This window comes from Janthinobacterium sp. BCJ23, from assembly GCF_059617945.1.
The window spans coordinates 149,033-166,179 of the sequence record NZ_JCAQAW010000003.1 but is presented as its reverse complement, the minus strand read 5'-3'; the positions used below and the strand labels follow the sequence as shown (position 1 = coordinate 166,179).

19 protein-coding genes are annotated in these 17,147 nt (G+C 66.4%); 9 read left to right on the top strand and 10 right to left on the bottom strand.

Translation table 11 applies throughout. The features are described from left to right. The first annotated feature begins 91 nt into the window (after positions 1–91). Positions 92–982, top strand: a complete 891-nt coding sequence (locus tag AC54AG_RS12320) for a LysR family transcriptional regulator (RefSeq protein ID WP_034751772.1) — start codon at positions 92–94, stop codon at positions 980–982. Here the strand turns inward: AC54AG_RS12320 and AC54AG_RS12315 are convergent, their stop codons facing one another. Beyond that, a complete protein-coding gene (locus AC54AG_RS12315; RefSeq protein WP_496630486.1) occupies positions 983–1,867 on the bottom strand; it encodes a hypothetical protein in 885 nt (294 codons plus the stop codon). Continuing rightward, a complete protein-coding gene (locus AC54AG_RS12310; protein ID WP_496630485.1) occupies positions 1,864–4,116 on the bottom strand; it encodes a M1 family metallopeptidase in 2,253 nt (750 codons plus the stop codon). Before AC54AG_RS12310 ends, AC54AG_RS12315 begins: the two co-directional genes overlap by 4 nt. Before the next feature lie 230 nt (positions 4,117–4,346). Here AC54AG_RS12310 and AC54AG_RS12305 point away from each other — a divergent pair, with 230 nt between their 5' ends. The 5 genes from AC54AG_RS12305 to AC54AG_RS12285 all read left to right on the top strand — a co-directional run bounded on the left by AC54AG_RS12305 (position 4,347) and on the right by AC54AG_RS12285 (position 8,409). Then, the gene (locus AC54AG_RS12305) at positions 4,347–5,882 is read left to right on the top strand and encodes a TonB-dependent receptor domain-containing protein (RefSeq protein ID WP_496630484.1); all 1,536 of its coding nucleotides are present in this window, start codon (positions 4,347–4,349) and stop codon (positions 5,880–5,882) included. A 146-nt stretch (positions 5,883–6,028) separates the two neighbouring features. Further along, positions 6,029–6,700, top strand: coding sequence for a thiol:disulfide interchange protein DsbA/DsbL (locus AC54AG_RS12300; RefSeq protein WP_034751770.1), 672 nt, complete (start codon positions 6,029–6,031; stop codon positions 6,698–6,700). 11 nt (positions 6,701–6,711) lie between these two features. Continuing rightward, complete coding sequence (locus tag AC54AG_RS12295; RefSeq protein ID WP_070303949.1) at positions 6,712–6,936, top strand: hypothetical protein; 225 nt, start codon at positions 6,712–6,714, stop codon at positions 6,934–6,936. 81 nt (positions 6,937–7,017) lie between these two features. Next, positions 7,018–7,764 (top strand): SDR family oxidoreductase, encoded by a 747-nt coding sequence (locus AC54AG_RS12290; protein ID WP_496630482.1) that lies wholly within the window; start codon positions 7,018–7,020, stop codon positions 7,762–7,764. 114 nt (positions 7,765–7,878) lie between these two features. After that, a complete protein-coding gene (locus tag AC54AG_RS12285; protein ID WP_496630481.1) occupies positions 7,879–8,409 on the top strand; it encodes an ester cyclase in 531 nt (176 codons plus the stop codon). A gap of 10 nt (positions 8,410–8,419) precedes the next feature. Here the strand turns inward: AC54AG_RS12285 and AC54AG_RS12280 are convergent, their stop codons facing one another. The 7 genes from AC54AG_RS12280 to AC54AG_RS12250 all read right to left on the bottom strand — a co-directional run bounded on the left by AC54AG_RS12280 (position 8,420) and on the right by AC54AG_RS12250 (position 15,046). Continuing rightward, on the bottom strand, positions 8,420–9,337 hold the full coding sequence (locus AC54AG_RS12280; RefSeq protein ID WP_331777423.1) for a LysR family transcriptional regulator: 918 nt from the start codon (positions 9,335–9,337) through the stop codon (positions 8,420–8,422). Next, the gene (locus AC54AG_RS12275; protein WP_331777422.1) at positions 9,334–10,230 is read right to left on the bottom strand and encodes an HlyD family secretion protein; all 897 of its coding nucleotides are present in this window, start codon (positions 10,228–10,230) and stop codon (positions 9,334–9,336) included. Before AC54AG_RS12275 ends, AC54AG_RS12280 begins: the two co-directional genes overlap by 4 nt. Before the next feature lie 38 nt (positions 10,231–10,268). After that, a complete protein-coding gene (locus AC54AG_RS12270; protein ID WP_496630480.1) occupies positions 10,269–10,469 on the bottom strand; it encodes a DUF1656 domain-containing protein in 201 nt (66 codons plus the stop codon). Next, positions 10,459–12,603: an FUSC family protein gene (locus tag AC54AG_RS12265; RefSeq protein WP_496630479.1), complete on the bottom strand. Its 2,145-nt coding sequence runs from the start codon at positions 12,601–12,603 to the stop codon at positions 10,459–10,461. The genes AC54AG_RS12270 and AC54AG_RS12265 overlap by 11 nt, the downstream gene beginning before the upstream one ends. 10 nt (positions 12,604–12,613) lie before the next feature. After that, a complete protein-coding gene (locus AC54AG_RS12260; RefSeq protein WP_034751839.1) occupies positions 12,614–13,120 on the bottom strand; it encodes a MarR family winged helix-turn-helix transcriptional regulator in 507 nt (168 codons plus the stop codon). 73 nt (positions 13,121–13,193) lie between these two features. After that, a complete protein-coding gene (locus AC54AG_RS12255) occupies positions 13,194–14,606 on the bottom strand; it encodes an efflux transporter outer membrane subunit (RefSeq protein ID WP_496630478.1) in 1,413 nt (470 codons plus the stop codon). A gap of 122 nt (positions 14,607–14,728) precedes the next feature. Beyond that, positions 14,729–15,046 (bottom strand): DUF4148 domain-containing protein, encoded by a 318-nt coding sequence (locus AC54AG_RS12250; RefSeq protein ID WP_034751760.1) that lies wholly within the window; start codon positions 15,044–15,046, stop codon positions 14,729–14,731. 283 nt (positions 15,047–15,329) lie between these two features. Here AC54AG_RS12250 and AC54AG_RS12245 point away from each other — a divergent pair, with 283 nt between their 5' ends. From AC54AG_RS12245 to AC54AG_RS12235, 3 genes are all read left to right on the top strand, one after another. Then, the gene (locus AC54AG_RS12245; protein WP_331777419.1) at positions 15,330–15,659 is read left to right on the top strand and encodes a hypothetical protein; all 330 of its coding nucleotides are present in this window, start codon (positions 15,330–15,332) and stop codon (positions 15,657–15,659) included. A 127-nt stretch (positions 15,660–15,786) separates the two neighbouring features. After that, a complete protein-coding gene (locus AC54AG_RS12240; RefSeq protein WP_331777418.1) occupies positions 15,787–16,092 on the top strand; it encodes a hypothetical protein in 306 nt (101 codons plus the stop codon). An 87-nt stretch (positions 16,093–16,179) separates the two neighbouring features. Further along, entirely contained in the window at positions 16,180–16,656 is a 477-nt protein-coding gene (locus AC54AG_RS12235) for a DUF2244 domain-containing protein (protein WP_496630477.1), read from the top strand. Here the strand turns inward: AC54AG_RS12235 and AC54AG_RS12230 are convergent. After that, the gene (locus tag AC54AG_RS12230; protein ID WP_496630476.1) at positions 16,641–17,126 is read right to left on the bottom strand and encodes a hypothetical protein; all 486 of its coding nucleotides are present in this window, start codon (positions 17,124–17,126) and stop codon (positions 16,641–16,643) included. The genes AC54AG_RS12235 and AC54AG_RS12230 overlap by 16 nt on opposite strands. Between the last annotated feature and the right edge of the window lie 21 nt (positions 17,127–17,147).

Here is a 17,147-nt window from a genome sequence, read left to right as displayed (position 1 = left end):
CTGATGCTATCGATGATAGTCATCCCCAGCCAGTTGATCAAGATCGCCATTATTGATATATCATTTCCATTTTGTTGATGATCGGGCAGTCATGGATACCTTGCGCAGCATGCGCGTGTTTCGCGCCGTGGTGGAGCTGGACAGTTTCGTGCGCGCCAGCGAGCGCCTCGACCTGTCGCCGGCCATGGTCAGCAAGCACGTGATGCACCTCGAGCGCCACCTGGGCGCGCGATTGCTGAACCGCAGCAGCCGCCACCTGAGCCTGACGGAAATCGGCAAGGTGTATTTTGAACAGTGCCGCGACATGCTCGACAACCTCGACGAGGTGGAAGCGACGGTGGGCCGCACGACCGTGGTGCCGCGCGGCATGCTGCGCCTGAGCGCGCCCGTCTGGTTCGCCAACGCCATCTTTACGCGCACCCTCGTGGCCTACCGCGAGCGCTTCCCGGAAGTGACGTTCGACATCGACTTGAGCGGAAGAGTCGTCAACCTGGTGGAAGAGGGCTTCGACCTGGCCCTGCGCGTGAGCCAGGCGCCGTCGCCGGCCCTGATTGCGCGGCCCATCGGCAGCATCGCCTTTCACCTGGTGGCCGCGCCCGCCTACCTGGCGCGCGCCGGCCAGCCGCAGCTGCCGCAAGATCTGGCGCAGCACGCGATGATCAGCTATTCCTTGTTGGCGAACGGCAATGAGCTGGCCTTCGACGGGCCGCAGGGACGCGAGACGGTGAAGTTCTCGCCCGTCCTGCAATGCAATAACGAAAGCCTGCTGCACGCGGCCGCGCTCGACGGCATGGGCATCGCACTGTTGCCATCGTGGCAGACGGATGCGGACCTGGCGGCCGGGCGGCTGGTGCGCCTTTTCGACGCTTACCAGCTGGCGGGCGGCAAGGTGTATGCCGTCTACACGAGCCGCCGCTACCTGTCCTCGAAAGTGCGCACCTTCATCGACTTCCTCGCCGATGAAGGGCGCCTGGGAGCTTGATCACGCGAGCGAACGCTTGACGCCGATCAGCGCGAACAGGCGCGCACTGCGCATCCACGCCAGCACCAGCACCGCCAGCTGCGTTGCCAGCAAGCCGGCCACGATGGCCAGCGGACCCGGGCCGGCCAGGTTCAGGCGCGCCACGCCCAGCAGCGCATACAGGGCCAGTCCCAGCACGGTGATGGCGAGGTAGATGGCCAGGCAGGCCAGCGGACGCCGGCGCAGCATGCCCAGGCCGCGCCACCACGCCTTGACGGCCGACGTACGGCGCCGGTCGACGGCCAGCGCCGCGCGGCCCGCATCGAGCGTGGCGCAGGCCAGCAGGAACAGCACGCCCGCGAACAGCAAGGCCAGGTGACGGGCCAGGTCGGCGTCCGCTTCCAGGATGGCTGTCGCCGCGTGCTTGTCGGCCAATTTCAGCGCGCCGGCACCGATCGCCAGCGCGAGGCCCAGCGGCACGATGCTCCACAACAGCATGCGCAGCATGCGGCCGTATGCGCTGAAGGCGCCCGTCAGCAGCGCGCCGAAGCCCAGTGGCGCCGGCGCGCGCGCGGCCGTCACCACCAGGCCGCTCAGCAGCGGCGACAGCAGCAGGGTCAGGACGACGCCGGCGATGGCGGCCTGGCTGATGGCGGCGCCATTGCGGCTGGCATTGGCTGCCAGATCGGCCAGGGTCATCAGGTCGAGTTGCTGCGCCAGGGCCGCCGCATGCACGGCCTGATCGAGGCTGGCGCTCAAGGTGCGCCAGAGCGGGATGACGGCAACGATGGCGGGGATCAGCAGCAGGCCGGCCCATAGCAGCAGCAAGCGCCATTGCAGGGCGGCGCGACTGGCGCGCGTGGTCAGTGTCAGGCCGCTGGCCCGTGTCGTGGAAGTGGCGCTCATACGGTGGCAATCAGGGAAAAGAGGTATTGGAAGGCGGCGGCGAGGTCGACGCTCCAGCGCCGCGCGGCGGACTTGTCGGCTTTCAGGGTGCGGCTGTCATCGAGCTTGTTGACGTCGAGGTAGTGCACGCGATCGGGGTCCAGTTCGGCCGAAACGGCCTTCACGGGCTTGCTCCAGGTGTAGCGCTGCCACAGCTGGTCGTTGTCCCACACCACGCGTTCGGACGTGCCGTCGGCGAACTTCACCAGCAGCACCTGCGGCACGGGCGCGCCGCGGCGGCGCAGCACCACGCTGGTCAGATACGGATAGGGACCCGTGCCTGGCTTGGCGTCCGGGTGCGCTTTGTCCCACGCCTCGCGCACCTTGTCCTCTTCTTGTTCCAGCGCCTCGGGCGTGCGTTCCACGCGCTTGCCGTTCACCAGCGCCATGCCGGCCAGCGGCGTCTGCTCGTCGCTGGTAAAGCTGCCGATGCGGTCGTCGATATTCGCGCTGGCATACACTTGCTGCGCGAAGACCTGTTCCACGATGCGCCGCTGGCCCGTCGCTTCGGCCAGCGCTTCGCGCAGGTCGGCCACGCTCGGGTGGCGGAATTTCCACTGTTCATAGTAGGCCTTGAAACCCCGTTCCATGGCCTCGCTGCCGATGCGCGCTTCGAGGTCGCGCAGGGTGGTGGCCGTGCGGGTGTAGACGGGGCCCACGCCCTGCAGGCGGTCCCACGCGTTCTGGCCCAGCGGGTCGGCCGCGTCCTGGCGCGGTGCGGCCGTGCGCTCGAACTCGAAGACCTTGAAGGCGGGAGCGAAGCCCAGGCGCTTGAGCAGGGGCGTGGTGGCGTGGATATCCTGGCCGCGCGCGCGCAGCATGCGCTGGTCCCAGTACTCGTTCAAGCCTTCGTCGAGGATCGGTTCCTCGAATTCGTTCGAGGCCAGGATGCCGTAGAAATAGCCATGGCCGAATTCATGGATGGTGACGAAATCGAGGCCGAATTCAGCCGCCGTCTTCGGCTGCAGGCCGGCGTAGCCCGAGGCCGTGAAGAAGGTCGGGTATTCCATGCCGCCCGCTTCGGCCGCGTTAAATGGTGGAATCACCACCGTCAGGGTCTTGTACGGATACGGGCCCAGGGTGCGCGAAAAATACGTGAGTGTATCCTTGGCCGCCTGCAGCGCGGGCGCCGCGTTCGACGCGTATTCGGGCGGGTACAGCACCTTGATGGCCACGGGCGGGCTGCCAGGGCCGTTCCAGCTGTCCAGCAGCGGCGGCGCGCTGCGCTTGTCGGCCGTCCAGGCGAAATCGTGCACGTCGCCCTGCACATAGTGATGCGTGAGCATGCCGTTCTTTTCCTGCGGCGCGCCCTGCAGCTCGCCCGTGGCGCCCACCGTGTATTCCTTGGGCACGGTCAGCTTCACGTCGTAGTGGCCGAAGTCGGCGTAGAACTCCGAGTTCAGGTGGAATTCATGGGCATTCCAGCGCGGCGCCGTGGCGCCCCGTTCGCCGGGCAGTTCCAGCACGGCGATCTTGGGGAACCACTGGCCCACCAGGTGGAAGCTGCCGAAATAGCCGGTGCGCGCGATGACGCGCGGCAGCTGGTCGAAGAAGCCGATGTCGAGCGTCGTCTCGGCGCCCGGCGCGACGGCCTGCGGCAAGTCGACGCGCACCACCGTGCGGTCGGTGGCCGGGCCGTTGTCGGGCTGGACGAAATGCCAGGGCGCCCTGGCGCCGTTCTGCGTCATGCTGCGCAGTTCGATGTAGCCCCACTCGCCGTCGCGCGTATCGACGCCCGAGCGGAAACCCGTATCGAGCTTGCGCTTCTCGGTGAAGAAAGTCGAATGCTCGCCTTCGAACGCGTTCAGGTACAGGTGCAGGTAGACGCTGCTGACGGCTTGCGCGCTGCGGTTGCGCCAGCGCAGTTTCTGCCGACCATCGATCGTGTGCTTGACGGGATCGAGCGTCGCTTCGATCCGGTAGTCGACCACGCGGTCCGACAGGGTCGCTTGCGCGCCCGTGCGCGCACCGCCCCAGGCGTTGCTGGCGCTGGGCGTGGTGACGGCCGACGCATGCGGCGAAGCGAGGGCGATGCCGTCGGCCGATGGTGCCAGCGGCAGGGGTGCGCTGGCGGGCTTGCCCTGATCCGGCTGGGCGAACAGGTCGGCTTGCAGGGCCAGGCCGGCCAGCAGCAGGGCGGCGATGGAAAGGGCCTTGAGCTTGCCCGGGATGAGGGAAATGCGGCGGCGCGGTGTGCTACGACTTTCCATGCGTGACTCCCACAGTGACTTCTGATTGATGATCTTCAAATGCAGTCGGCTGCACCCAGGATCGCCGGGCGTTCCTTAATATACCTGTAAAAATTACAAATAAGCAATGAATTGTGCTGGCAGCTTTGCCGGCTGTTGCGGCGCCGCGCGCCGTGCGTATAATGATTCGCTTTTGCCATCCCTCCTGCTGCCGTGCGTGCGCGCCCCGGTGGCGCACCCAGCTTTCCGCCATGATGCCTGCCCCTTCCGCCCTGACCATCGCCATGCGCACCTTGCTGTTGTGCGCCCTGGCCATGCCTGCGTGGGCGCAGGAAGGCGCGGATGGCGGCGCGGCCGGCGTCACGCATGGCGACTTGTCCGCCGAACTGGCGCAGGGCGGCCAGCACAGCGTGCGCGGCGCCTTGTCGCGCGACCAGGGCGGCATGGTGCTCGACGTGGCCATCGACGGCCTGCGCAACGGCAATTACCGCGATGGCAGCGTGTTTCACCAGCGCGGCTTCAACGGCGGCGCGGAATGGAAGCTGCGCCAGGGCCGCTTCGGTTTCAGCGCCGACCAGCTGAACCAGGACACCCGCTATCCCGCGCCCGAGGCGCCGTTCCTGGCCTTGCTGGCGGCCCGCCCGGAAGACCTGTACCGCTATGAAGTGCGGCGCGCCAGCGCCTTCGTGCAGCGCTATGTGGGCAGTTTCGAGCTGGGCGTGGAACTGTCGCAGCGGGAAAAGCGCGCCACGGCCCACTATGCGGGCGAGGACGGCAGCAGCGAATCGACGTACAGCAGCCGCCGCCGGCAACTGGCGCCACGCCTGCGCCATTACGGCAAGGTGGGCGGCGTGGGCACGGATACGGAAGTGGGCCTGGACCTGATGCAGTGGCAGCGGCGCTCGGGCCGCGCGGGCGATGCGCAGCGCCGCCAGTATTCGCGCGCGCTGCTGCTGCGCGAAGAGTTGGCCTTTGGCGGCCCGTATGCGCCGCGCCTGTTGCTGGGGCTGCGGCATGAACAGTTCCAGCTTGATCCGGCCGATATGCCCGCCGGCGGCAGCGACTGGGAAAACCAGAATGCCTGGGACGTGCAGGGCAGCCTGCAGCTGCGCCCGCAACTGAGCGTGTATGCGAAGGCCGCGCGCAGCTACCGCATCGACGATGATGGCTATACCCGCGCCGGCTACCGCCCGCTGGCGGGACAGTTGCGGCGCGACATGGAAGTGGGCGCCACCTTCGGCGACGCGGCGCGCAGCGCTTCCGTGCGCGTGTTCAGCGAGCGCCTGAGCAACCAGATCGTCTTCGACCAGAACCTGGGCCAGCTGGGCTTTGCGGGCAACCTCGATCCCTCGCGCCGCGACGGTGTCGCCATCGAGGCCAGCATGGCGCTGGCGCGCGACTGGCGCCTCGACGGGCAGCTGCGGCAAGTGCATGCGCGCTATGACGATTACGCCTACGACGGCCCGGACATCGCTCTCGTGCCCAAGACCCTGGCCAGCCTGCGCCTGTACTGGACGGGGCAGGCGGGCGCCAGTGCCGATGTGGGCGTGCAATGGCTGCGCGCGCTGCGCTATGGTCCCGATTTCGCCAACAGCTGCCTGGCACAGGTGCCAGCGTTTGCCACCGTGGACGGACGCTATGTGCGCAAGCTGGGCGCCTGGGAGCTGGAACTGGCCGGCAGCAACCTGGCCAACCGCCGCCATTACGGCGATGCGCCGGGCTGCCGCTCGAGCATTTACCTCAATGAGGCGCGCCAGTTGCGCGTGTCGGCGCGCTACCATTTCTGAGGCAGGGGCGCGGCGGGGCTTAAATGCGGCTTAAGCGGGTGCAAACGGAGCGGATAAAAGCGCTTTTTTTCCGGCCGGGCGACATCGTCCGGCGCAAAAAGTGGTAATCTCGCCCCGTTCACGACCACTTATGATGAAGGATTTATATGCGTTTTCTGCGTTTCTTGCGTCCCCTGCTTGCCGCCGTCACCCTGGTGGCGGCCACCGGCGGCGCCATGGCGGCCGATACCGGCTTTACCACGCTCACGACGCCAGTGCGCACGGACACGGGCAAGAAGGTGGAAGTGGTCGAGTACTTCATGTATTCGTGCCCGCACTGCTACGTGCTCGATCCGCTGATGCACGACTGGGTCAAGAAGCAGGGCGACAAGATCGCCTTCCGCCGCGTCCACCTGGCCGCCACCGGCCCGAAAGACCCGCAGGCGCACGCCTATGCCACGCTGGAAGCGATGGGCCAGCTGGACCAGTTCCACGACAAGATCTTCCGCGCCATCCACGTCGAGCGCAACCGCCTGAACCGCGATGACGCCATCCTCGACCTGCTGGTCAAGAACGGCATCGACAAGGCGAAATACCTGGACATGTTCAACTCGTTCGGCGTGCAGACCAAGCTGAAACGCAACGAGCAGCTGATCACCGCCAGCAAGATCGAGAGCGCGCCGACCATCGTCATCGATGGCCGCTTCGTGACGTCGCCGGCGCAGCTGTCGCGCCCGGGCCAGTCCGAGCCGCAAACCCAGGCCGCGACCCTGCGCGTGATGGATGAACTGGTGGCGCGCGTGCTGAAAGAGCGCGCACCGGCCCCAGCGAAGAAGTAAGCGGAGACGTCATGAAACAGCTGCCCTGGACCCTGTGCGTACTGGCCCTCGCCCTCGTGGCGTGGCTGGCGATTGCCATCGTCAACGTGGAAAACCAGCGCAATGCGCTGGCCAGCAAGGCTTGCGTGGACCCCGCGTTCAAGAACGAGGTCGATGCGAAATGCCTGGCGTCCGTGCAGTCGCGCGAACACTGGTGGCAGCACCTCACTTACGCCATGACGCATTTCCGAAATTGAATGTGTCAGTACGAAAAACCCGCCGCGTGCGGGTTTTTTTTCGTCCGCGTATGATGAAGCCACAACTATTCAGGAGGGACGATGAAGGAAGTGATCTTGATTACCGGTAGCAGCCGCGGCATCGGCGCGGCGACGGCGCTGCTGGCGGCGCGCCAGGGCTATGCCGTGTGCATCAATTATGTGCGCGACGCGCAGGCGGCCGACGCGCTGTGCGCGCGCATCGTGGCCGACGGGGGCGAGGCCATCGCCGTGCAGGCCGATGCCAGCGATGAAGCGGACGTGGCGCGCCTGTTTGCGGAAGTCGATGCGCGCCTGGGTACGCTCACGGCGCTGGTCAACAATGTGGGCGTGCTGGAGCAGAAATGCCGGCTCGTCGACATGTCCGCGCAGCGCCTCGAACGCGTGCTGCGCACCAATGTGATCAGTTATTTCCTGTGCTGCCAGCAGGCCGTGCGGCGCATGTCGACGGCCCATGGCGGGCAGGGCGGGCGCATCGTGAATGTGTCGTCGGCGGCGGCGCGCCTCGGCTCTCCGGACGAATACATCGATTACGCGGCCTCGAAAGGCGCCGTCGATACCCTGACCCTCGGCCTGGCGAAGGAAGTGGCGGCCGAGGGCATCCGCGTCAACGGCGTGCGGCCCGGCATCATCTATACGGAGATCCACGCTTCGGGCGGCGAACCGGGCAGGGTGGCGCGCCTGGCGCCCGGCGTGCCGATGCAGCGGGGCGGCCAGCCTGAAGAAATCGCCGACGCCATTGTGTACCTGCTGGGGCCGGGCGCCAGCTATGTCACGGGCAGCATCCTCGACGTGGCGGGCGGACGCTGATTTTCAACTTCAGTAAGCGACTGATTCAAGCACGGGACCAATTATCAAGCGCGGCAAGCGGGTCCAGAATGGCGGTGTGCCATGTGCACGCCGATCAACTCATTTGGAACTACTATGCCCGCTTTTGCCCCCGCCCTCCTGGCCCTGTCGCTGCTGGCCGCCGCGCCAGCCCATGCCGCCATGGATTTGCCCATGCCGGCCCACCTGTCCGGCGCGAAAGCCGATGCCACCGTGGCGCTGGCCGCGCGCCGCTATGCCGCGTTCTGGCAAAGCGGCGATCCGGCCCTGGCGCGGCTGGCGCTGGCTGACGATTTCACCGACCGTACCTTGCCCGCCGGCCGGCCGCAGGGCTTGGCCGGTCCGCTGCAGGCGTCGCAGGTGTTCCATGCGGCGGTGCCGGATTTGAAAGTCGCCATCGAGGAGATGCTGGTGGCCGGCGACCGGGTCACCTTGCGCCTGCATTTCACGGGCCGCTTCACGGGCGTCTTCCCCACGCCGCAGGGCGAGCTGCGCGGCCAGGGGCAAGCCATCGATTTCCATGCGTTTGATTTGTACCGCGTGAATGCGCAAGGGCGCATCAGCGACAACTGGCACCTGGAAGACAATCTGACCCTGCTGCGCCAGCTGGGCGTGCTGGCGCCGTGATGGCGGCCCGCTAACCGTGCGCCTGCAGGTCGGCGAATTGCCGCAGCAGGAACTCGACCAGCAGGGTAACGCGCGGCGGCTGGAAGCGGCTGCGCCGGTACAGCAGGTTCAGGGGGACGCTATCGGCAAAGTAATCGTCGAGCACCGTTTGCAAGCGCCCCGCGCGCAGGTCGTCGCCGATGTCGAGCAGGGATTTGTAGGCATAGCCATGGCCGGCCACGGCCCAGCGGCGGATGATTTCGCCGTCGTTGCTGTGCCAGTCCCCCTGCAGCCGCAGGCTGTGGCGCTTGCCGTTTTCGCGGTAGCGCCACTCCTGCGGCGCGCCGTCGCCGGCCGTGAGCACGAGCGTCGGCAGCGATGCCAGGTCGCGCGGCGCGGCCGGCACGCCGACCCTGGCGGCCAGCGCGGGCGCCACGCACACGACGCGCCGGCCCGGGTGCAGCAGGCGCGCCACCATGTCGCTGTCGGGCAGCTCGCCGTAGCGGATGGCCAGGTCGACGTCGTCCTGCACCAGGTTGGCCGTGGCGTCCGTCAGGGTCAGCGCATGGCGCACCTGCGGGTGCAGCGCGGCAAAGCGGTCGAGCATGGGCAGCAGCAACTGGCGGCCGATGTCGGACGGCGCCGAAATGCGCACCACGCCGCGCACGGCGCCGCCGCCCGCGTGCAAGCCGTCTTCGGCCTGCGCCAGCAAGTCCAGCGCCTGTTCGCTGTAGCGGCGGTAGTGCAGGCCTTCTTCCGTCAGGCGCAGCTGGCGCGTGGTGCGTTCGAACAGGGTGGCGCCCAGCGCCGCTTCCAGGCGCGCGATGGCGGCGCTTGCGGCGGCCGGCGACAGGCCGTGCTTGCGGCCGGCCGCGGAAAAGCTGCCCAGCGCCGCGGCGTCGAGGAACAGGGCGATTTCCGCCAGGCGTCCGGCGCCGCCGCGTATCATGCGGGGTGCGCGGCCGCTGGTTTCGGCGCCGGTGCAGAGTGGGGCGTGATCACCACGGTGCACGTGGTGCCGGCCACCAGCAGTTGTCCTTTCGGCTGCTCGTCGATGTGGATGCGCACGGGCACGCGCTGCGCCAGGCGCACCCAGTTGAACGTGGGGTTGACGTCGGCCAGCAGTTCGCGGCCCGTGGCGGCGTCGCGGTCGGTGATGCCGCGCGCGATGCTCTCGATGTGGCCATGCAGCGTGCCGCCGCTCATCAGATTCATTTCCGCCTTGTCGTCCTGCGCCAGCATGCCCAGCTTGGTCTCTTCGAAGTAGCCGACGACGTAGTAGGAGGCGCTGTCGATGACGGCCAGCTTGGCCGCGCCGACGGCGGCGAAATCGCCCTTGTGCACGTTCAGGTTCGTCACGTAGCCGCTGACGGGCGCGCGCACGGTGGTGCGCTCGAGGTTCAATTGCGCCAGTGCGCGGGCGGCCACGGCGGCCTGCACTTGCGACGTGGCCGAGGTGGCGGCGAACGCCGCGCTTTCGCGGCTTTCCGTCGAGATGATGCTGGCGTCAAGGCCTGCGCGGCGCTGCGCTTCCTTGCCGCGGCGGCCCTGTTCCGTCCTTTGCGCGGCCAGCACGGCATCGGCTTGCGCCAGCGCGCTCACATAGCGTTCCTTGTCGACGACGAACAGCACGTCGCCTTTTTGCACGACCTGGTTGTCGCGCACCAGCACGTCCGTGACGGTGCCGGCCACGTCGGCGCTGATGTTGACGATGTCGGCCTTGATGCGGCCGTCGCGCGTCCACGGCGACTCCATGTAGCGGTCCCAGACGGTCTTGCCTATCCATAGGGCGGCTGCCAATAGCAGCACGGTGATTGCATAGCGGGTCAGTTTGCTTACCATGTCGGCAGCCTTTCCTTGATCGGGTTGAGCGGTTTTTTTTATTTGTAAAGCGATAGCGCCAGCGCGCCGAAGATGGCGATGAAGATGCACAGCCGCGCCAGCGACGGGTGCCACACCATGCGGTACACGCCCAGCCAGCCCAGCACGCGGTCGAGCAGGGTTTGCAGGACTATGCTGAGGAGGAACAGGGGCAGCAGGGTAGGAATCAGAATTCCGAACAGGGCGAATTCACGCGGCATGGTGGTCTCCGGCGCCAGGCGCCATGTGGTCGAGCAATGAGGTGTAGATCGAGTGCAGGTCGGCCAGCGCCGTCTGCAGGCGCGCGCTGCGCTCGCCGGTGGCATCGGCTTCCGTCTGGGCCGCGCGCACGACGGCGCCCGCCTGCAGGGTGGCCGCCAGCGCCGCCTGCAGTGCCGTATCGCTGCGCGTGCGCAGCCAGCTGGCGATGTGGTCCACGCACTGCTGCAGCGCGTGGCGCGTGGCGCCTGGCCGGGCGGTGGCGATCAGTTCGCGCAGTTCGATCACGGAGTGGCCGATTTCCAGCAGGGTCAGTGCCTGGCGCACGACGGCGCGCGTGGCTTCGCCCGGCGCCGGGCCGGCCGCCGCGTTGAGCTGGCTGAGCAGGTCGCGCACGCGGTTGTCGAAACGGTGTTTGACACGGCGTGCGGGCGCCGTGCACGCATGCAGCGCTTCGCGCCACAGGGCCCGGCCGATGTGGTCCTTGTGGCCCATCGTGTGCTCGGGCAGCAGCACGGCAAACACGAGGGCGGCCAGCATCAGGCCGACGATCAGGGCCATGCCCGTGTTGAGAAAGGCCGCGCCATCGACATGCATCACATTCGTCGGCGCCATCTGCGTGATGAAGGTCGACACGCCCAGGCCCACGCCCAGCTTGGCGGGATTCGTCATCAGGTACAGGCCGACGGCGAGGAACGGCGCAAAACTGAGTACCAGCATGGGGAAGCCGTCGCCGTGCACCAGCACGAAGTACACGCAGACGAGCGACAGCGGCATGGCGATCAGAAAGCCCGCCAGCACCTGGCGGATCATCATGATCGGGCGCGGCGAGGACGAGGCCAGCGCGCAGAACACGGCCGCCATCAGCATCGCCGTGCTGGCGTAGGGCCAGGCGAGGAAATAGGCGCCCAGCGCCAGCAGGGCCAGGCTGATGCCGGCGCGCGCGCCGCTGGCAAGTACCAGTGCGGGCGGCGTCTTCGGTGCATATGCCTGCGGCGTGCTCACGTCCAGCGGCGTGTCGTGCACGAGGCTGAAATACACTTCGTGAAAGCGGCTCATGTCGCGCGCGAAGCGCTCGAGCAATTCGCACACGGTGTCGAAATCGATGCGCTGCGCATGCGCGATGGCGGCGCCGTCGATGTCCGCGCGCGCCTGGCCCAGCGCCGTCTGCAGATGCCGCTGCATGGTGTCGAGGGAGTCTTGCGAAGGCGTCGCTTGCAGCGCTTCGGCGACGATGGCGTACAGGGGCGCGCAGGCCTGCATGACCTGGGTTTCGCCATCGCGCTGCAGGCGGTCGAACAGGCGGTGGAAGGTATAGAAGGTGGTCAGCGCCGTCATGAAGGTGGCGTTGAAGGCGTGCAGCTTGCGGTTTTGCGCACGCACGTGACTGACCTTGCTCGTCACTTCGAACAGGGCGGCCGAGCGGCCCAGTTCCAGCGCCGCCACGTCGGCGGCAAACTGCAGATGCGTCAGTTCCACTTGCGCCGGCGTGAGTTTTTGCTGCAGCACATCCTGGCAAAAGGTGAGGAATTTGCCGTAGCGCGCCTGCACCGTGCGCATGACCTGCGTGCCCTGGTGGCGCGGCAGCAGCACGCTGGACACGGCTGCCGAGCAGATGATGCCCAGGCTCACTTCAGCCACGCGCGTGACGGCCAGCGAGAAGACCTGCATCGGCTGCTCGATGGCGGGCAGCACGATCATGCAGGCCGTGTAGCCGGCCAGTACGTACACATACGACTGGGCGTTGCGGTGCAGGGCCGAGCCGCTCGTGCACAGGCCCACCCACAGGGCCAGGCCGGCGAACAGCAGCACGGGCTGCTGCGGGAACAGGCCGATCAGGGTCAGTGCGGCCGTGCAGCCGAGCAGGGTGCCGCACAGGCGGTAAAAGCTTTTTTCCAGCACCATGCCGCTGCTGGGCAGGGCCAGGATGATGGTGGTGGTCATCGCCGTGCTCGGTGAATCGAGGCCCAGGCGGTAAGCCAGCCACAGGGCGCAGAACGCGGCGATCAGAGTCTTGCCGACGTAGATCCAGCGTTCGCCTTCCGTCGCGCGCCAGTCCTGCAGCGCCAGCGCCAGCCAGCGGGCCACCCGGGTCAGGGGGCCGTCTATAGGTGTTGTTGCTGTGGCTGGCGTCATCGATAGGCTATCAGTTCTGGTTGTTGAGATTGTTCAAATTGCGCAGCTGGCGCATGTACAGCTTGTCGAGCACTTGCAGCTCTTCTTCCGTGAACCCTTCGTACAGGGCCGACGTTTCCTGGTACACGTCGGGCAGCGCCGTTTCGATCAGCGCGCGGCCCTTGTCGGTCAGCGAGATCATCACGGAGCGGCGGTCGCCGGGACGCGTGCCCCGATGGATCAGGCCGCGCGTTTCCAGGTCGTTGCACACGCGCGTCAGGTTGGCCGGTTTTTCATGGCAGGCCATGCCCAGGGTGCAGGCGTTCGAGGTTTCGTCGTCCGTGCCGTACAGCACGGCCAGCACCATGTAGCTGGCATCGACCAGGTCGTGCTTTTTCAGCGCGGCGTTGGTCAGGTCCTTCATGCCTTTTTGAATGTGGTACGTCATGCGCAACAGGCGCATCAGTTCCATGGGGAAGCCTGGCATGCGCGTGCGGATGTTTTGCAGCCGCTTGGCGGTGGCGTCAAAAGCGGTCATGTCATATTCCTTCATGTGTGAATAAAGTTCCGATTGTATCTTGTTGAGCTAGGGCAATGCCAGGATTGCAAGCTTATATGCCGCCTCCCAGTGCATTCATCAAGGAAACGTACAGATCGAGCTCGCGCGCCCCATTTTGCGCCTGCTGCTGTTCTTCCGCCAGCAGCGCCACTTGCGTGTTGAGCATGGCGATGGCGTCGCTCATGCCCGCCTTGTACGCCTTTTCCGCCAGGTCGCGCGCACGCCGCGCCGTGGCCAGCGCCTGCACGGTCAGCTCGTGTTGCTTGGCCAGCGACTGCGCCTTGGTGACGGCGTTGGCCACGTCCGACATGGCGTTGATGACGGTGGCGTTGTACTGCTCCACGGCGCCGTCGTACACGGCTGTCTGGCTGCCCAGCTGGGCGCGCAGGCGGGCGCCGGCAAAGATGGGCAGGCTCAGCGCGGGCGAGGCGCCGCGGATCTGCGAATTGGCGTCAAGAAAATGGCTGAAGCCGAAGGCCTGGAAGCCGGCAAACGCCACCAGGTTCACGTTAGGGTAGAACTCGGCCTTGGCCGCGTCGATGCGCTGCGCCGCCGCTTCGACCCGCCAGCGCTGGGCGGCGATGTCGGGCCGGCGGCCGATCAGGTCGGCCGGCAGGGCGGCGGGAATGGCCAGCGGCTGGTCCAGGCGCAGCACAGGGCGCGTGAGCGCCGCGCCCGCTGCCGGGCCCTTGCCCGCCAGGGCCGCCAGCTGGTTGCGCAGCAGGGCCAGCGATTCGGCCGACTGTTCCAGCTGGCGGCGTCCGGCCGGCAAGGTGGTTTCGATCTGCGCCACGTCAATGTCGGTACCGATACCGGCCGCCTTGCGCTGGCGCGTGATGTCGAGGATGCGGGCGCGCTGCGCCAGGCTGCGTTCGATCACGTCCTGCAGCTGGAATTCATACGACAGCTGGATGTAGGTGCGCACCAGCGCCGTTTCCAGGGCCAGGCGGGCCATCTGCGATTCGGCCGACGCCATCTGCACGTCGCCCAGGGCGGCGGACAGGGCGGCACGGTTGCGGCCCCACAGGTCCAGGTCGTACGAAGCCGTGACGGTGGCCTGGTTGCGCCACGCGTAATTGCCGGCCAGCGGCGCTGGCGTGCTGCCATGCTGGGAATACAGTTCGCGGTTGATGGAAACATTCGCGTCGGCCTGCGGGCGGGTCTTGTCCTCGGCGGCGCCGGCCAGCGCCTCGGCCTGGCGCACGCGCGCCTGGGCGCCGCGCAGGGTGGGGCTGTCGGCCAGCGCCTGGTCCATCAAATGGTTCAATTGGGGGTCATGCAAGTCTTGCCACCATTGCGTGCGCGGCCAGGCGATCGCTGCGCTGGCGGCGGCATCCATGGCCTGGCTCGCTTGCAGCTTGTTGGCGTCGAGCATGGCCGATTGCGGCGCGATATGGCCCATGTCGGCGCACGCGCTCAAGGCAAGGATCAGGCTGGCGGCAAGCAAACGGCGGTGCAGGGACATGCAGGAACTCCGGAAGAAGGTGTTGGGGTACTGCTGACAGCTCGCCGCGGTGAGCGCCGGGAGTGGCCCGGGTGCTGCGCCGCAACTGAGTTGTTACTGACTGAAACCGGCTGACTGGTTTCTTATTGCACGACGTGTTTTGCCGTTTGCGCGACGTCAAAGTCCGCTTCCGTTTGCGGGATCAGGCCAGCTTTGCGGGCGGCGTAGAACTCGGCCATGACTTGCTCGCGCGTCACCTGGCTGGCGGCGGTGGCCGGTGTTTTCGGATAGTCGACTTCGCTGGTGGCGATTTCGCCGGCGTTGCGGGCACGGACGTATTCGGCCGTGACTTGTTCGCGCGACAATTGCTGGCCCGTGGTGGCAGGCGCGGCGCTTTGGGCGAAAGCCGAGGTGGCGGCGGTGACGGCAAACAATGCTGCGATAAGGGATTTGGCTTGCATGATAAGACTCCAAAATGTGCTTGATGGCTGGGTGGATGGGCCGGATCGCCACGTACCGGTCGGTTCGGCGGCATGGCGCTGGTGGGCGCCATGCCGACGATGAAGCAGTTTCTGGGTGAGAAGATGCTTACTTGAATTAACTATAGCAATGAATATTACATTTGTGAAGTAATTTATGAAAATAGTTGTGCGCCGCCGCATTTTCTGGGGGAAAGGCCGTGCAGGCGTGCGCCGCTGGCCGGGCCAGGGGAGTAAGCTGGTTTTTTTGTTAACGGAGGCCGCCATGAGCAGCAGTTCACTCGATCCGGACAATTTGCCCGTCATCCCCGACCGCGTCCTGGGCAGCGGCCATGGCAAGGGGGCGCTGGGTCCCAGCGACAGTTCCGACAGCGGCAGCGACATGCAGGGCGTGCCGGGCCAGGACCCGGAAGAGCTCGATAACGACAGCGATGCCGCGGGCACGGGCGAGCGGGCCGGCGTGGAGCCGCGCAATACGGCACCCGATGGCGGCGACATCGACGTCGACCATGTGGAAAGCCTGGCGCCCGTGCGGCCTGCAGAGGACGGCGATGGCGAACCCGGCGCTCCCCAGGCGCCAGCGCCACGGCCCTGATGCCAGAGGCCGGCCGCAAATTGCCGCCGCTGTGGCGCCATCAGCGTAAAATGGCGGCAAGGCGGCGTGCGCGCCGCCATGGCCAGCCGGCCGGCACAGGATAGGATGTCAGAGGATGCAAACGCAGATGTCGCAAGAGAAAGAAAAAGACTTGATGTCGATGTACCGCGAGACGCGGCCACGCGAGTTTTTTGGCGAAAAAAGTAATACCAACCACCTGGCCTGGAGTTTGCTGGTGGTCTTGCTGGCGCTGGCGTTCTGGCTCGTCGTGGCCCTGTCGGCGGCGGAAAACCAGCGCTATGCCCTGGAAACGAAGGCTTGCCAGGATCACGTGTTTCCCACGGAAATCGACACGTCTTGCCTGAAACAGGTCAAGTCGCGCGATCACTGGTGGCAGCACGTGGGCCATGCGCTGGTGCGCATGGGCGCCTGACCCTGGCGCAAGCTGGCTGAACGATCTGGCTGAACCTTGCGGCGGCGAAGGCCGCTGCGGTGATGGAGCGATAGTGCGGGAGGCGCCATGCCACGCGATCACTCGCGCGAGCAGCCGCAATGGCTGCTGGCGCGCCACAGTGCCTTGACGGCGCGCCAGTTGCTGCGCGCCTATGGCTTGCTATGCCTGTTTTCCCTCGTCATTGCCGCCGCCTTTGCGCTGCGCGGCCTCTGGTACATTCCCGTCTTTTCGTTCGCCGAACTGTGCCTGGTGGCTATCGCCCTGCTGCATTACCTGCGCCATGCGCGCGACTATGAACACATCGTCCTGCGCGACGGCGAACTGATCATTGAACAGGTCAGCGGCGGGCATTGCCGGCGCCAACACTTTGCGCCGTGGCGCACGCGCATCGCCATGCCGCAAGGGCCGCGCCAATTGATACACATCAACGATATGTATGATGCTACCCGGCACGTAGCGGTGGGCGTCTTCGCCACGCCAGAGCGGCGTCGGCAAGTGGCGCAGGAATTGGGCGCGTTGCTGCCGCCTTATTTGGGCCCGTAAAACTGGAATGTCTGTACCACCAGCAAGGTGGTGGGGAAGCCCGTGATGGTCTTGAATTCCTTCACGCCCGTGATCTTGTAGGCGCTGGCCTGGAACGCTTCCCCTTCCGCCCAGCTGTGATCTTTCATGGCAAACTGCAGCAGGCGCTTGTCGTTGTAGCGGTAGCTGAAGATGGTGTAGGCGCCGACGCGGCTGGTGACGACGAAGTTTTCATCCTGCGCGTCGGCGATGAGCAGGATGCCCGGATAGCGCCCGATGCCCGCCTCCTCGTTTTGGATTCTCAGGATCACATCGGTAAAACTGCATTCGGCGTCGCGGATCTTGTCGCGCTTCGTGGCGATCTGCATCACCTCGTCGTAGCTCTTGTTGTGCACGATCGACCATTGCGGCGAGTCGCAATAATTGGCCGCGTTGACGCTGGCCGCGCAGGACAGCAGCAGGCAGAGGGTGATGGCGGGGATGGCGTGCATGGAACCTCGTGGAGGAAATTG

Excerpts from the sequence above, each read along its gene's own strand:
- AC54AG_RS12255 (WP_496630478.1), bottom strand. The coding sequence starts at position 14,606 with ATGTCCCTGCACCGCCGTTTGCTTGCCGCCAGCCTGATCCTTGCCTTG.
- AC54AG_RS12320 (WP_034751772.1), top strand. The coding sequence starts at position 92 with ATGGATACCTTGCGCAGCATGCGCGTGTTTCGCGCCGTGGTGGAGCTG.
- AC54AG_RS12260 (WP_034751839.1), bottom strand. The coding sequence starts at position 13,120 with ATGACCGCTTTTGACGCCACCGCCAAGCGGCTGCAAAACATCCGCACG.
- AC54AG_RS12235 (WP_496630477.1), top strand. The coding sequence starts at position 16,180 with ATGCCACGCGATCACTCGCGCGAGCAGCCGCAATGGCTGCTGGCGCGC.
- AC54AG_RS12305 (WP_496630484.1), top strand. The coding sequence starts at position 4,347 with ATGATGCCTGCCCCTTCCGCCCTGACCATCGCCATGCGCACCTTGCTG.
- AC54AG_RS12250 (WP_034751760.1), bottom strand. The coding sequence starts at position 15,046 with ATGCAAGCCAAATCCCTTATCGCAGCATTGTTTGCCGTCACCGCCGCC.
- AC54AG_RS12280 (WP_331777423.1), bottom strand. The coding sequence starts at position 9,337 with ATGATACGCGGCGGCGCCGGACGCCTGGCGGAAATCGCCCTGTTCCTC.
- AC54AG_RS12240 (WP_331777418.1), top strand. The coding sequence starts at position 15,787 with ATGTCGCAAGAGAAAGAAAAAGACTTGATGTCGATGTACCGCGAGACG.
- AC54AG_RS12310 (WP_496630485.1), bottom strand. The coding sequence starts at position 4,116 with ATGGAAAGTCGTAGCACACCGCGCCGCCGCATTTCCCTCATCCCGGGC.
- AC54AG_RS12290 (WP_496630482.1), top strand. The coding sequence starts at position 7,018 with ATGAAGGAAGTGATCTTGATTACCGGTAGCAGCCGCGGCATCGGCGCG.
- AC54AG_RS12265 (WP_496630479.1), bottom strand. The coding sequence starts at position 12,603 with ATGACGCCAGCCACAGCAACAACACCTATAGACGGCCCCCTGACCCGG.
- AC54AG_RS12245 (WP_331777419.1), top strand. The coding sequence starts at position 15,330 with ATGAGCAGCAGTTCACTCGATCCGGACAATTTGCCCGTCATCCCCGAC.
- AC54AG_RS12275 (WP_331777422.1), bottom strand. The coding sequence starts at position 10,230 with ATGGTAAGCAAACTGACCCGCTATGCAATCACCGTGCTGCTATTGGCA.
- AC54AG_RS12285 (WP_496630481.1), top strand. The coding sequence starts at position 7,879 with ATGCCCGCTTTTGCCCCCGCCCTCCTGGCCCTGTCGCTGCTGGCCGCC.
- AC54AG_RS12315 (WP_496630486.1), bottom strand. The coding sequence starts at position 1,867 with ATGAGCGCCACTTCCACGACACGGGCCAGCGGCCTGACACTGACCACG.
- AC54AG_RS12295 (WP_070303949.1), top strand. The coding sequence starts at position 6,712 with ATGAAACAGCTGCCCTGGACCCTGTGCGTACTGGCCCTCGCCCTCGTG.
- AC54AG_RS12230 (WP_496630476.1), bottom strand. The coding sequence starts at position 17,126 with ATGCACGCCATCCCCGCCATCACCCTCTGCCTGCTGCTGTCCTGCGCG.
- AC54AG_RS12300 (WP_034751770.1), top strand. The coding sequence starts at position 6,029 with ATGCGTTTTCTGCGTTTCTTGCGTCCCCTGCTTGCCGCCGTCACCCTG.
- AC54AG_RS12270 (WP_496630480.1), bottom strand. The coding sequence starts at position 10,469 with ATGCCGCGTGAATTCGCCCTGTTCGGAATTCTGATTCCTACCCTGCTG.